The 13,389-nt window shown below is 46.4% G+C and carries 15 protein-coding genes; 6 read left to right on the plus strand and 9 right to left on the minus strand.

The genetic code is table 11. From position 1 onward, the window contains the following. Positions 1-63 precede the first annotated feature (63 nt). A complete protein-coding gene (locus tag KNO94_RS02950) occupies positions 64-393 on the plus strand; it encodes a DUF485 domain-containing protein (RefSeq protein ID WP_214777383.1) in 330 nt (109 codons plus the stop codon). After that, positions 390-1,949, plus strand: coding sequence for a solute symporter family protein (locus tag KNO94_RS02955; protein ID WP_214740879.1), 1,560 nt, complete (start codon positions 390-392; stop codon positions 1,947-1,949). Before KNO94_RS02950 ends, KNO94_RS02955 begins: the two co-directional genes overlap by 4 nt. Before the next feature lie 29 nt (positions 1,950-1,978). Here the strand turns inward: KNO94_RS02955 and KNO94_RS02960 are convergent, their stop codons facing one another. Beyond that, positions 1,979-2,431: a CcdC family protein gene (locus KNO94_RS02960; protein WP_214742379.1), complete on the minus strand. Its 453-nt coding sequence runs from the start codon at positions 2,429-2,431 to the stop codon at positions 1,979-1,981. A 19-nt stretch (positions 2,432-2,450) separates the two neighbouring features. Further along, positions 2,451-3,149, minus strand: a complete 699-nt coding sequence (locus KNO94_RS02965) for a cytochrome c biogenesis CcdA family protein (RefSeq protein ID WP_214777385.1) — start codon at positions 3,147-3,149, stop codon at positions 2,451-2,453. Between the two features lie 188 nt (positions 3,150-3,337). Here KNO94_RS02965 and KNO94_RS02970 point away from each other — a divergent pair, with 188 nt between their 5' ends. Then, positions 3,338-3,520 (plus strand): aspartyl-phosphate phosphatase Spo0E family protein, encoded by a 183-nt coding sequence (locus KNO94_RS02970; RefSeq protein WP_214740883.1) that lies wholly within the window; start codon positions 3,338-3,340, stop codon positions 3,518-3,520. 78 nt (positions 3,521-3,598) lie between these two features. Here KNO94_RS02970 and KNO94_RS02975 read toward each other — a convergent pair whose 3' ends face one another. From KNO94_RS02975 to KNO94_RS03005, 7 genes are all read right to left on the minus strand, one after another. Further along, the gene (locus KNO94_RS02975) at positions 3,599-5,362 is read right to left on the minus strand and encodes an ABC transporter ATP-binding protein (protein ID WP_214777387.1); all 1,764 of its coding nucleotides are present in this window, start codon (positions 5,360-5,362) and stop codon (positions 3,599-3,601) included. Continuing rightward, complete coding sequence (locus tag KNO94_RS02980; RefSeq protein WP_214777624.1) at positions 5,352-7,106, minus strand: ABC transporter transmembrane domain-containing protein; 1,755 nt, start codon at positions 7,104-7,106, stop codon at positions 5,352-5,354. Before KNO94_RS02980 ends, KNO94_RS02975 begins: the two co-directional genes overlap by 11 nt. Positions 7,107-7,231: 125 nt before the next feature. Next, entirely contained in the window at positions 7,232-7,465 is a 234-nt protein-coding gene (locus KNO94_RS02985; RefSeq protein WP_012726454.1) for a YneF family protein, read from the minus strand. Positions 7,466-7,590: 125 nt separating this feature from the next. Further along, a complete protein-coding gene (gene tkt / locus KNO94_RS02990; protein ID WP_214777389.1) occupies positions 7,591-9,582 on the minus strand; it encodes a transketolase in 1,992 nt (663 codons plus the stop codon). Positions 9,583-9,781: 199 nt separating this feature from the next. Then, complete coding sequence (locus KNO94_RS02995) at positions 9,782-10,015, minus strand: DUF896 domain-containing protein (RefSeq protein ID WP_031423491.1); 234 nt, start codon at positions 10,013-10,015, stop codon at positions 9,782-9,784. A 60-nt stretch (positions 10,016-10,075) separates the two neighbouring features. Next, on the minus strand, positions 10,076-10,720 hold the full coding sequence (locus KNO94_RS03000; RefSeq protein WP_214742381.1) for a YneB family resolvase-like protein: 645 nt from the start codon (positions 10,718-10,720) through the stop codon (positions 10,076-10,078). A 71-nt stretch (positions 10,721-10,791) separates the two neighbouring features. Then, positions 10,792-11,028, minus strand: coding sequence for a hypothetical protein (locus KNO94_RS03005; protein ID WP_214740889.1), 237 nt, complete (start codon positions 11,026-11,028; stop codon positions 10,792-10,794). 203 nt (positions 11,029-11,231) lie between these two features. On the opposite strand from KNO94_RS03005, the gene lexA reads away from it, so the two are divergent. The 3 genes from lexA (at position 11,232) to KNO94_RS03020 (ending at position 13,359) form a co-directional block, all read left to right on the plus strand. Continuing rightward, on the plus strand, positions 11,232-11,852 hold the full coding sequence (gene lexA / locus KNO94_RS03010) for a transcriptional repressor LexA (RefSeq protein ID WP_214740891.1): 621 nt from the start codon (positions 11,232-11,234) through the stop codon (positions 11,850-11,852). Beyond that, the gene (locus KNO94_RS03015; RefSeq protein ID WP_214777391.1) at positions 11,852-12,292 is read left to right on the plus strand and encodes a metal-binding protein; all 441 of its coding nucleotides are present in this window, start codon (positions 11,852-11,854) and stop codon (positions 12,290-12,292) included. The genes lexA and KNO94_RS03015 overlap by 1 nt, the downstream gene beginning before the upstream one ends. A gap of 191 nt (positions 12,293-12,483) precedes the next feature. Beyond that, positions 12,484-13,359 carry an AraC family transcriptional regulator gene (locus tag KNO94_RS03020; RefSeq protein ID WP_214777392.1) on the plus strand — a complete coding sequence of 292 codons (876 nt, stop codon included), beginning with the start codon at positions 12,484-12,486 and terminating at the stop codon, positions 13,357-13,359. Positions 13,360-13,389 lie beyond the last annotated feature (30 nt).

A 13,389-nucleotide genomic window follows, 5' to 3' on the forward strand; every position in this document is an offset into this window, starting at 1 on the left:
GCATGACTCTCCTTATTTTCACACCGCATAATAAATCTATCTTGTAGATTAGGAGGAATCATTATGCATGATGTCACACAATCAGCACAGACGACGAGTCACCATTCCGCTCACTCGATCACCGAACACGAGACGTTTCATCGACTGATGCGTGAAAAAAATCGCTTCATCGTCCCAGCCATTATTTTTTCACTATTGTTCTATTTCACACTCCCTATTTTGACAAGCTATACGACTATTTTAAATACGCCGCTCATTGGAGACATCACTTGGGCTTGGGCGTTCGCCTTTTCTCAGTTCATCATGACTTGGACACTTTGTGTACTGTACAGTCGCCGTGCCCGGCGCTTTGATGCGCTCGTCCAACAATTAAAAGAAGAGGTGAAATCATGAATTGGACAGCCATCGGTCTCTTTACCGCAATTGTCGGACTCACACTTGTGATTACATATTTTGCAGCACGAAAAACGAAAACTGCTAGTGATTTTTATACGGCAGACGGCGGTTTGACCGGTTTTCAAAACGGTCTCGCTATTGCAGGTGACTATATGTCCGCCGCATCGTTCCTTGGAATCGCAGGCATGATTGCACTCGCTGGATTCGACGGCTTCTTTTATTCAATCGGATTTCTCGTAGCGTATCTCGTCGTACTTTATCTCGTTGCTGAGCCGTTACGAAATCTCGGAAAATATACGATGGCCGATATGATTGCGGCACGTTTCAACAAGCCAAGGGTACGTGGTGTCGCCGCGATGAATGCCATTGTCATCTCTATCTTTTATATGATCGCTCAACTGGTCGGAGCAGGTGCCTTGATTGAGCTGTTACTCGGAATCCCTTATACGACAAGTGTCGTCGTCGTTGGGATCTTAATGACGGTCTATGTCGTTTTCGGCGGGATGACGGCCACTTCGTGGGTTCAAATCACAAAAGCCGTGTTGCTGATGATTGGAACGGCCATTATCTCATTTTTAGTGTTCGCACGATTCGATTTCTCAATTGCGACGATGTTCAGTGAAGTCAGTAAAGCGACACCACTTGGTAGTGACTTCTTGAATCCTGGGAACAAGTTCAAGCTCCCTCTTGATACGATTTCCTTGAATATGGCACTCGTTCTTGGTACAGCAGGACTTCCGCATATCCTAATTCGCTTCTTTACCGTCAAAGATGCGCCAACCGCACGTCAATCAGTCGTCTATGCAACTTGGATTATCGGAGCATTTTATATCCTCACAATCTTCTTAGGTTTCGGTGCTGCCGCATTTGTCGGACGAGATGCCATCCTTGCTGCTAACCCTGCAGGTAATATGGCGGCTCCTCTTCTTGCTCAAGCACTTGGTGGTGATCTTTTGTTTGCCTTCGTTGCCGCTATTGCATTTGCTACGATTCTTGCTGTCGTGGCTGGCCTCGTCTTATCTGCGGCTTCCGCATTCGCTCATGACTTTTACGGTCATATTATCCGAAAAGGAGAAGCAACCGAGAAAGAGCAAGTGAAAGCTGCTCGAATTGCATCTGTAGCAGTCGCACTCGTCTCGATGGGGCTTGCCTTCTTCGCTCAATCGATGAACGTGGCATTTCTTGTTTCTCTCGCCTTCGCTGTTGCAGCGAGTGCGAACTTGCCCGTTATTCTCTTCACAATTTTCTGGAGACGCTTCAATACAGGTGGTGCGATTTGGGGAATGGTTGTCGGTCTATTCTCTTCGTTAATTCTAGTCGCACTCAGCCCGAACCTTTGGGCACCAGATGGGTCAGCCATCTTTGTTGGAGAAGCCCTATTCCCATTATCGAATCCTGGGATTGTATCAATTCCGCTCGGCTTTATCGCTGCCATAGTCGGTACGTATCTCTCGAAATCGGATGAAGTTTCAGGGAATTACGAGCGCATACTCGTCAAGGCGAACACAGGAATTGATGCCGAGACAGAAGTTGCCGTTACTACCGAACAATAAAAATGGAGTGGCTCATGGCCACTCCATTTTTATGCGGTAACGATTCGTTTATATTTTTGATACATGGCGATTCGCCAAGGTACAATCATCCCCCAGGCAATCAAATAAAACAGTCCGCCTGTAGAAAAGAGATCGACATCGTGTCCAATCCACACTTTCATCGCTGTACGAATGGCAAGAAGTGCAAAGACAACGATGAAAAATGCTTTCGATCGTGACAGATAGACTTCACCGTCCCGTTTTTCAAAATTAGAAGTCTTGATTAAGAACAGGCTGAAAATCAATCCTACCGCGAGTGCCTCAGCGACCTCCACCCATGTCAGGCGAAACGCGGGAATCAAAAATTGAATCATTCCCGTTGACATCGCAAGCGGTGGGATTAAGATTTTTTTTGCATTGGTCGGTTTCGCAGAGGCTTTCACACGTACGAAGCTTGCCACGATCCCCATGAATAACGCGATGAGAGTTGATCCCCATAACATTGACATCTCGGTCAACTCCTTAAAATCCGGTGAATCCGACAAGTTCGCTCATCCAAGCAGCGAACCGATTCATACCGTCAAAATATAATAGTACGCCGAACGCCATCATCAAATAGCCCCCGACTTTTGCAACTTTTGCACTGTTTCGCGCTAAGTACTTAATTTTACCTACAAACGCCACCATTACAAGGAAGGGAATGGCGAAACCGATGATGTACGCCAACATATAACCAAGACCTTGACTCGGGTTAGTGGCGGCCAGTGCAATCACACCCGCTAAAATCGGACCCGTACAAGGTGTCCAGCCGGCTGCAAATCCAATCCCAATTAATACAGTTCCGAAATATCCGCTTTTTCTTTCGCCGATATTCATTTTCTTTTCACGCATCATGAACTCTGGTTGCCATAGACCTGCTAAAAAGACACCAAATACGAAAATCAAGATGGCGCCGATCATGCGTAGACTGTCCTTATATTGGATAAAGACGTCTGCAAGCAATGAGGTCGATAACCCGAGGACAAGAAAGACAATCGAGAATCCAAACAAGAAAGAAAATGTGTGGAACCAAGCTGTACGCTGTTTCAATCCTTCATTTTTTAATTCAGATACGGAAACCCCTGTAATATACGAAAGAAAAACCGGATATAACGGGAGCGTACATGGTGACAAAAACGATAAGACGCCCGCCCCAAATGCGAGCCATAATGTGACTTCCATGACGATTTCCACCTTTCACGACCATTATAGCGAAAACCTATTTAAATTGCTCGCATCTTTTCTTTCAGACTCCAACATCATTTTGTAATTTTTGAAATGGAAATGAAACTTGTCATCTGTAAACGGAGGTGCTAAGATTTGGATATTCTAGTTCACAATATTCTATTTTACATGATGGGGGAACGAACGTGGCAGTCACCGCAGCAGATACACTACACCAGGCCATTGAACAAAAACGTGATGAACTGTATAAAATCGCGTCAAAGCATTCTTGGACCTCACCTGAAGTCATTTCAGTTAGCCAAGAGCTTGATTCTTTAATCACTCGTCATGTCCTATCTAAACATAAAAAAAATCAGCTTCATTCTTGAAACTTGACGGCTCGTCACCTTGTGTGGCGAGCTTTTTTCCATGGAAAAAAGGATACCTGAATAGGCATCCTTTCCAATTCAAGACATCAGACGTTGACCGGATTGTAATTCATACATCTTTTTGTACAATCCGTCTTGTTTCAATAACTGTTGATGATTGCCCCGTTCCACAATCTCACCGCGATGCAAGACCAAAATTAAATCCGCATCTTGAATCGTCGACAGGCGATGGGCGATTGCAATCGTCGTCCGACCACGGCGCATCCGATCGAGCGCGGTCTGTACACGCTCTTCCGTTTCGGTATCAATGGAACTCGTCGCTTCATCCAGAATAAGTACTTTCGGATTACGTGCGACCGTACGGGCAAAGGCGAGCAATTGTCGTTCTCCGCTCGAGAACGTCGCGCCTCGCTCTCCGACGACATGACCATAGCCAGCGTCCAGCTTCTCTATGAACGTATGCGCTTGTACGAATTCCGCAGCCTCCCGCGCGCGTTCAGAATCAATGGCCGGATTAAAGAGTTTTAAGTTCTCTTCAATCGTTCCGGTAAATAAGAATGGATCTTGTAAGACAAGACCGACCTGTTGACGAAGCTCTTGCTCCTCGAACTGTTCGAGCGGTTGCCCATCAATCGTGATACGACCTGATTCATAAGGATAAAATCGTGTCAATAAATTGATGATTGAACTTTTTCCGCTCCCCGTATGACCAACGAGGGCGACCGTCTCTCCAGGTTTCGCAACGAACGAAATCTGTTTTAATACGTCAACTTCTCCGTCATAACTGAACGTCACATCTTCGAATCGAACTTCTCCTTCGGTGATGTGCGCTTCACCAGGCAACTGTTTACCAGGAGCCGGCTCATCCGTATCTAAAATTTTAAAGACACGGTCTGCCGATACGACCGCTTGTTGAAATTCGCTCAATCGTTGCATGATATCAAGCACCGGACGGAAAATACGTTCAATATAGCTGATAAACGCATATACGACCCCAACTTGAACCTGTTCACTCATCGAGAGTACTCCGTAATAACCAAGCAGACCGATGATGGAGAAGGCGAGAAGCAATTCGATAATCGGGCGGAGCAACATGCTATCGAGTTTTAAGTTACGATATCGTGCCTCCTGATGTGCCTCATTCGTCTCTTCGAACTGTCGGATGAGACGCTCTTCTTGACGAAATTGTTGAATGATGCCCATCCCATTGATCGATTCATTCAACTGGGCGTTGAGTTGTGACAACAAATCACGCACCTGTGCGAAATATTTCGTCGAGAAACGACGATACGCCCAAATGATGAGCCAGAAGAGAGGCAACAGGATGAGTCCCATCGTCGCGAGCGGCGGCTCCAAGATGTAGAGGAAGATATACGTCCCGATCAACTGAACAGCGGACTGAACGAACGTACTCATTACTCCGACATAGAGCTCTTTTACCGCCTCCGTATCATTCGTAATTCGCGATACAAGGACGCCCGCTGGTGTGCGGTCAAAATAGGCGAGCCGCATCCCCATGACATGACGGAAGATATCCATCCGAATGTTTTGGACAATCTTCAACGCAATCTTTTGAAACGAAATCGATTGTAGATAATCAAACACGATTGCAGATATATGAAGAACCATATAGACGGCGAATAGAGCGATGACCCAGTTCGTCGAATAGACACCCGGTGTGACGAATTCATCGATGAACACTTTGATTAGAAACGGTCCTGCCAACTTTGCACCTGTCGCAATCAAAAGAAATACGAAGGCAACACTTAGCGGTTTTCCGTACCGTTTCGCGTAACTGAGCAGGCGCTTGATGACTTGCCATTCTTGGACATCATGTTTCATCGTGTCCACCTCCTTCCACAATCGCTTCAAGTTGCTGACGATCATATGTCTCTCGATACCAGCCTGTCTCTTGAAGCAATGCCTCATGACGACCTCGCTGAATGATATTTCCGTCCTCAATCACGAGAATCTCGTCAGCATGCTCCACGGCGGAAAGTCGATGGGCGACAATGACGCGTGCCTGGTCCGGATTGCCGACTCGGAAATGCTCGATAATCGACTCTTCCGTTTTCGCATCGACCGCAGATAACGCATCATCTAAGATCAATACATCCGCCGCTGTCATGAGCGCCCGCGCGATGGAAATCCGTTGTTTCTGCCCTCCTGATAATGTGACTCCACGTTCACCGACGAGTGTCGCATATCCTTCTGGAAGACGAATGATATCTTCATGTACTTCAGCGACTTTCGCCGCCTCGATGATTTCTTCCATGCTCGCTTCAGGCCTTCCGAACGCGATGTTATTCGCAATCGAATCCGAGAATAAAAAGTGGTCTTGTGGTACGACCGCAATCTTATCCATCAGAAGCGATTTTTTCACTTGGCGGATGTTGATCCCGCCGATTGTAATCTTTCCATCTTTCACGTCATACTCACGTGTCAACAGACGGACAATTGTTGTCTTCCCCGCACCTGTTCTGCCGACAATCCCGATTGTTTTTCCACGTTCAATCCGAAAATGAACATTGTGGAGCACAACGGTCTCGTCATAGGCGAAGTTTCGAATATCGACTTCCACCTCTGAATGAGAGAGCGTCGTCGCAGCCATGCGGTCGTCTTGAATCTCAGGTTTGACGGCGAGCATTCGCTCAATCCGGTCGTAAGACGCGCGACCTCGCTCCACGATGTTAAACAACCATCCAAAGGCTAACATCGGCCACGTCAACAGTGCCAAATAAGCTGTGAAGCTGACAATCTGTCCAATCGTCAATTCACCTTGTTCAATCAGGACGGCTCCATACCCAACCGAGAGGATATAAGAGAGTCCGACAATTCCGAAGATGGTCGGGTCGTATAAGGCATCAATCTTCGCGACTCGTACGTTTTTTGCCATGACCTCACTCGATAAGTTTTCAAACGATTCCACATCCCGGTCGACTTCCCCTGTCGACTTTAAGACACGGACGCCACTGACACTTTCCTGTACTTTGTCATTCAATTCTGAAAATGCCGCTTGGGCGACCCCAAATCGGCTATGTAACATCTTTCCATACCGCGTCGTCAAAGCGACCATGACTGGTAACGGTAGCAAAGCGACGAGCGTCAACTTCCAACTGATTGTCGTAATCATCGTGATGATGACGAACGTCCCGAGTGTCACGCTATCGACGAGCGTCAAAATCCCCGCCCCCGCCGTCATCGATACGGCTTGTACATCATTTGTCGCGTGGGCCATCAAATCCCCGACCCGTGATTTTTTATAAAACCGTTGATCAAGATCTGTGAAATGTCGGTATAGTTGGCTACGAAGCATTCTTCCTAGTCGAATCGACGCGCCGAAGATAAAATAGCGCCAAAAGAAGCGAGCGATATAATTCCCAACCCCAACGGCGGCAAGTCCCCCGAGTAACAACCAAAGCGTGTTTGACGATAGCGAACCACGATTGATTTCATCGACGATCCGTCCGATAATGCGTGGTGGAATCAGTTCCAGACCAGCCACGAAGATCAGTAAGACAATGCCGAGCGCGTAGGTCTTCCACTCAAGACGCAAAAACCAAGATAACTGTTTAAATACACGAATGTGAAACGCCCCCCTTTGTCTTTAGATAAAGATTATTCATTAATCGTAGCGAAAGTTTGTTCGATTGTCTAACAAAAAGAGGAAACAAAAAAGCACTTCGGTAACCGAAGTGCTTTCGTGATTGATTATGATTTCTTTTCGTTTTTCATCTGCACGTTCATGGCGCGCATCACTTGGTTGACTTTCTTCTGTGATGGCTTTTGACCCATCTGCATCATCAACGTACGAATCATATCTTCATTGATTGGCGGGTTCTGTTCAAGGTAGTTCATCATGTATTTACGCGCGATGAAGAATCCGATCGCGATCCCCCCGATGAGTGCTGCCACGACAAGAAGAATCCAGAATAATGTACTCAAGGCTTTACCTCCTCTACCATATGAAACATCGTTTTTTACTATACACTAAATTGCGCAACTTCGCTAGTCGTCCAGAAAAAAAGTGACGGCCAAATGAATGGCCGTCACAACAATCTAACTTGAGATTAAAGTGATTTTACTGCATTGACGACGTTGTCGACTGACATGCCGTACTCTTTCATGAGGAGGTCTCCAGGTGCAGATGCTCCGAACTTGTCGATTCCGAGTACTTTACCACCGAATCCTACATATTTGTACCATCCAAGTGTCGCACCCGCTTCAAGCGATACGCGTTTCGTCACTGAAGATGGAAGGACAGATTCTTTATATTCTGCAGATTGCGCTTCGAAGAGTTCCCATGATGGCATCGAGACAACTGCCGCTTTCACGCCTTCTGACGCGAGTTGCTCACGTGCTTCGACGAGGACATGTACTTCTGAACCTGTACCGAGCAAGAGAACGTCTGCATCTTTCGATTCACCTGCAACGACGTAAGCTCCTTTTGCTGCCGTTTCAACAGATGTGCCTTCGAGTTCTGGTAACGCTTGACGAGTCAAGACGAGAAGTGAAGGAGTCGTTTTCGATGTCACCGCTTGTTTCCAAGCTGCAATCGTTTCTTTGCCGTCAGCAGGACGAAGAACTGAGAGGTTCGGCATCGCGCGGAAACTCATCAAATGCTCGACCGGCTCGTGCGTTGGACCATCTTCACCGACTGCGATTGAGTCGTGCGTCAAGATGAACGTTGATGGAAGTCCCATAAGTGCTGCGAGACGAACTGCAGGACGAAGGTAATCCGAGAAGACGAAGAACGTTGCACCGTAAGGAAGCACACCACCATGAAGGGCCATACCGTTCACAGCCGCTGCCATCGCGAACTCACGAACCCCGAACCAGATGTTACGGCCAGCTGGATCTTCATCGAAGTCCACTGCACCTTTGATCATCGAGTTGTTCGACCCGGCAAGGTCAGCCGACCCACCGAAGAGTGTCGGTACTGCTTTTGCGATCGCGTTCAACACTTCACCGCTCGTTTGACGTGTTGCTTTTTTCGAACCGATTTCGAATGTCGGCAACTCGCTATCCCAACCTTCAGGAAGCTCATTGTTCATTGCACGCTCGAACTGTGCACCGAGTTCTGGGTGTGCCGCTTTATATGCTTCTACAAGCTCGTTCCAGTCTGACTCATATTTCGCGCCAGGCTCGACAACTTTCTCGTTAAACAAGTCATATACTTCGCTTGGTACGTAGAATGACTCGCCTTCCCATTTATAGAACTGTTTCGTCAATTCGATTTCAGCATCTCCAAGTGGAGCACCGTGTGATGCCGATTTACCTGATTTGTTCGGTGAACCGAATCCGATGACCGTTTTCACTTCGATCAATGTCGGTTTTGACGTTTCAGCTTTTGCTGCATCGATTGCTTTTGCGATTGAATCAATATCTGTTCCATCTTCGACACGAATGACTTGCCATCCGTACGCATTGAAACGGTCTTCTACGCTTTCAGAGAATGACTTATGAAGGTCGCCATCGAGAGAGATGTCGTTTGAATCGTAAAGAACGACGAGTTTACCGAGCTTTAAGTGACCTGCGAGTGAAGCCGCCTCAGCAGATACACCTTCCATCAAGTCTCCGTCTCCGCAAATACCGAACGTATAGTGGTCAACGACGTTGAACTCGTCACGGTTGTAAGTCGCTTCTAAATGTTTCTCAGCCATGGCCATCCCGACAGCCATCGCAATCCCTTGTCCAAGTGGTCCCGTTGTCGCATCTACCCCAGCCGTGTGGCGGTATTCAGGGTGACCAGGTGTCTTCGAGTCCATTTGACGGAATGATTTCAAATCGTCCATCGACAAATCATAGCCAGACAAGTGAAGGAGCGAATACAAGAGCATCGATCCATGACCCGCTGAAAGCACGAAACGGTCACGGTTGAACCAGTTCGGGTTTTTCGGGTTGTGACGCATTTTATCCGTCCAAAGTGTAAACGCCATCGGGGCAGCCCCCATCGGCATCCCTGGGTGACCAGAGTTCGCTTTTTGGACCGCATCAATTGAGAGCGTCCGAATCGAGTTAATCGCTAATAATTCTTTAGTAGTTGTTTCCACTAATTTCATCCTCTCTGTGTTAAGAAGGTTTTCTACCCGTCATATTTTATCACACTCAATCGTGTGTCACAACTAATTAATTAGTATAACACATTTGATGAAATCGTTTCCTTCTATTGAATAAAATAGCGTGTAATCCGTTCGTCTGATGCGTGTTCGTGTATAACAAAAATGCACATCCTATACGAAATAGGATGCGCATTCAGTATCACTCACCGCGATAGCGTTTTTGATCTTCTTTCAACTTCTCTGGGGTAACGTCGTTTCCATCTGGGTCAACGACTTTCATCCCCATCATTTGTGATTTGAACGACTGACGAAAGGCTTTCAAGTATTCTTGACGCAAGTCCTGTTGTTCGTTCATTTCTTCTTGAGACAGTCCTTCTGTCTTCGCTTTGTTGGCGAGGAAATTGATTCGCTCCAATTGTCCTGGTGCTAACATCCGACTCGCCCCCTCTCTAGTGAATTTGTTCTTATACTTTACAAAATCAGAGAGGAAGAATCAAGTTTCAGCAACTGACTGGTGTTCGAGATATCGTCGATTGACCGTTGCTTTCGAGACTTCATAGCCAAATCCTCGAAGTGTCGCCGCAATCTCAGCGAACGTCAAGCCACGCTCGCGCAATTGAATAATCTCTTCGATTGGAACTTCAATTCGATGTCGCCCGCCTTGATCATTACTTTGAATGTTACGTTGTGGGTTGAATCCGTTAGCGACCGCACGACGCATCCCACGAGAAATTTTTGCGTTATGAATCTTACGCTGATACTCTTCGACAACACTGACAATCTCCAATACCATTTTCTCGGCATCGGAAACGACATAGTCCGACGTCGACTGCATCGTCAGCAATCGAACGTCATGCTTCATTAATGTATGCAAAATCGCAATCTTGGCATTGCCTCGTCCTAAACGGCTGTCGTCCGTGACGAGAACGGCATCCAGTTGCGAAGTGGATACATGGTCAAGCAAATCGAGTAACCCTTGTCGGTTCACTTCATAGCCACTTTCTTGCTCAGTGATGACATCAATAACGTCGGCCCCTAATCGAGAAGCCAATTCCTGTAATTCTTCGACTTGCCGACTGAGTGATGTCTCTTGGGTAGACTTGTTCGTCGATACCCGACAATAGATGACGACTCGCATCGCATCACTCCCTTTCATCGCATTCATTTCTTACGATACACAGTTCGTAAACCGTTCGCAATGAAGAACGATCACTCAGCGGCATACCATTTCATTTTTCGTTCATTATGCGCTTCGCGCTCAGCCATAATCTGTGCTTCGAGTGATTCCGCTTCGACGTATGCGACCTCTTCTTCAATCGTCCGCTCTGTCGTGACGACCGGATCGACAACCTTTGGTTCCCCTCGCATTTCCCCAGCCAAATAAAAGGCGAACATCCCGACCAATAGCATCCCGACTAAAATGATTCCGTTGAGTGTATCTTTCATGATTGCATTGCCTCCTGTATAAGAATATACGTTCGTTAGAACGTTTGTTCGTTTATCTGTTCTCATCATAAAACAAGAACCCGTGTTCGGTCAACATAAAAAAACGAACGAATGTTTGTACGCTCATGTGTTCTTGTGTTACACTAGACACATAAAGAATAGGATGCGATTGCAGGTTATTCGATTATATCGAGGTGAACATAATGAAGAAAATGTCAGCGCGACAACAACAGATTCTTGATTTCATCAAAGACGAAGTACGGGCTAAAGGTTATCCACCTTCTGTTCGTGAAATTGGAGAAGCCGTCGGTCTAGCATCTAGTTCGACCGTACACGGTCATCTAGATCGTTTAGAAAAACGCGGATTGATTCGTCGAGACAAGACGAAGCCTCGCGCGATTGAAATTTTGACTGACGATATGCCGTCAATGGAAGAACAAGAGTCCGTCATGTACGTACCGGTCATCGGGAAAGTCACTGCCGGGACACCGATCACCGCCATCGAGAACGTGGAAGAACACTTCCCGCTCCCGGCACATATCGTCGGTTCAGATAATGTATACATGTTGTCTGTCTCTGGGGATTCGATGATCAACGCAGGCATCTTGGACGGGGACCGGGTTCTCGTCCGCCAGCAGAGCACGGCAGACAATGGAGAGATTGTCGTTGCTATGACGGAAGAAGGCGAAGCGACCGTGAAACGGATTTACAAGGAAGCTTCAAAGGTCCGCCTTCAACCGGAGAACGACGAGTTAGAAGCGATGTATTTTGACAACGTCTCGATTTTAGGGAAGGTTATCGGTGTATACCGGACGATTCATTAATGGCTAGTGGCAAGACCCATACTCGTACGAATCTCGTGGCAACCGGAGCACTTGCGGTTGCCACGCCTTTTCTTGAGATCGATGTTCCGTTCTCATTGATCATCGGTGCCATCATCGGTACACTCTGGCTCTCCCCGGACCTCGATTTAAAATCAGACGCCTATTATCGATGGGGACCACTCAAATTGATCTGGCTCCCTTACGTAAAGCTTATGCCGCACCGTTCGCTCTTCTCGCACTTACCTGGTTTGAGTGATGTGATTCGGATTGCATATATCGGCTTTCCACTCGTGCTGCTCTTGCCCTTCACGGCATACGAAGAGGCAATCCGCTCATGGGTGGACATTCATGGCTTGTCTTTCTTTTTAGGGCTCGTGTTTGCGACAACGCTGCATACGACGCTCGACTATACTTCAACGTTTTTCAAAAAAGCGTTTTAACCAACAAAGGACCACCTTCGTGAAGTACAGAAGGTGGTCCTTTGTTTTAATTGGAATGATAACGTGTTATATGGTATCCATTTTATGAATGAAATGCTTAAACTAATACGACCCGATCTTTCCTGCACGCAAATTATCGAGATGAGTTGGAAGAAATCCGATATTGTCAAACTATGAAGGAGGAGAACTTGATGGTAAAAGCATTAAATGAGCTGATGGACTTTATCGAACAGCACTTAACGGAAGAACTCTTAGATTCAGAGATCACAAAAATCACCGGACTATCTGCTCACCATTTTAAGAGGATGTTTTCGTATATGTCAGGAATGACACTTCACACTTATATACGAAATCGACGGTTTTCTATCGCAAATGAAAAATTGGTTCATGGTTCAAGCGTAACAGAGATCGCATATCTCTATGGATATCAATCGGTCGAAGGGTTTTCCAGAGCATTTCGAGATTGGTCTGGTCATTTGCCTTCTGAAGTCGTGAAGAATCACATTCAAAAGTCGTTCCCTCGCTTCACGTTTTATATCGATATAAAAGGAGGAACATCAATGGAGTTCAAGTTAGAAGAGAAAGAAGCTTTTCAAATCGTTGGAGTTTCAAAGCGTGTCCCTATTCAATTCGAGGGAGTCAACGAAGAAATCATGGACCTAGCGAAGTCAATTACGGAACAGCAACGGGCTCACATGCATGAATCGGGCAATTTATATCCGCATCGTGCCTTGAACGCATCGTTCAATTTTGATGACGGTCACTTAGAAGAAGAAGGTTATTTGACACATATGATCGGTTTCGCCACGACAAGAGAAATTAAGTATGACGATCTCGAAATAATCTCAATCCCAAAAAGTTTATGGGCAATCTTCCCGAACACTGGACCATTCCCAAACACTCTACAAGAGACGATGGCAAGAACCTATGCAGAATGGTTACCTTCTTCGGGATACGCACTTCAAGACTTGCCAAGCATTTCATTTAGCAAAATAGAAACAGGATATGACAACGTATATAGCGAGGTTTGGGTCCCTGTGAAGGTTAGAGAAGAGTCGCAATCATAAAGACATCCCTTCCGCTATTATGATTTATCA

The sequence above is a fragment of the Exiguobacterium sp. s22 genome, from assembly GCF_018617455.1.
Lineage (GTDB): Bacteria > Bacillota > Bacilli > Exiguobacteriales > Exiguobacteriaceae > Exiguobacterium.

What these genes read in the sequence shown, in the direction of transcription:
- KNO94_RS02950 (WP_214777383.1), top strand. Translation starts at nt 64, where the DNA reads ATGCATGATGTCACACAATCAGCACAGACGACGAGTCACCATTCCGCT.
- KNO94_RS02955 (WP_214740879.1), top strand. Translation starts at nt 390, where the DNA reads ATGAATTGGACAGCCATCGGTCTCTTTACCGCAATTGTCGGACTCACA.
- KNO94_RS02960 (WP_214742379.1), bottom strand. Translation starts at nt 2,431, where the DNA reads ATGTTATGGGGATCAACTCTCATCGCGTTATTCATGGGGATCGTGGCA.
- KNO94_RS02965 (WP_214777385.1), bottom strand. Translation starts at nt 3,149, where the DNA reads ATGGAAGTCACATTATGGCTCGCATTTGGGGCGGGCGTCTTATCGTTT.
- KNO94_RS02975 (WP_214777387.1), bottom strand. Translation starts at nt 5,362, where the DNA reads ATGAAACATGATGTCCAAGAATGGCAAGTCATCAAGCGCCTGCTCAGT.
- tkt (WP_214777389.1), bottom strand. Translation starts at nt 9,582, where the DNA reads ATGAAATTAGTGGAAACAACTACTAAAGAATTATTAGCGATTAACTCG.
- KNO94_RS02995 (WP_031423491.1), bottom strand. Translation starts at nt 10,015, where the DNA reads ATGTTAGCACCAGGACAATTGGAGCGAATCAATTTCCTCGCCAACAAA.
- KNO94_RS03000 (WP_214742381.1), bottom strand. Translation starts at nt 10,720, where the DNA reads ATGCGAGTCGTCATCTATTGTCGGGTATCGACGAACAAGTCTACCCAA.
- KNO94_RS03005 (WP_214740889.1), bottom strand. Translation starts at nt 11,028, where the DNA reads ATGAAAGATACACTCAACGGAATCATTTTAGTCGGGATGCTATTGGTC.
- lexA (WP_214740891.1), top strand. Translation starts at nt 11,232, where the DNA reads ATGAAGAAAATGTCAGCGCGACAACAACAGATTCTTGATTTCATCAAA.
- KNO94_RS03015 (WP_214777391.1), top strand. Translation starts at nt 11,852, where the DNA reads ATGGCTAGTGGCAAGACCCATACTCGTACGAATCTCGTGGCAACCGGA.
- KNO94_RS03020 (WP_214777392.1), top strand. Translation starts at nt 12,484, where the DNA reads ATGGTAAAAGCATTAAATGAGCTGATGGACTTTATCGAACAGCACTTA.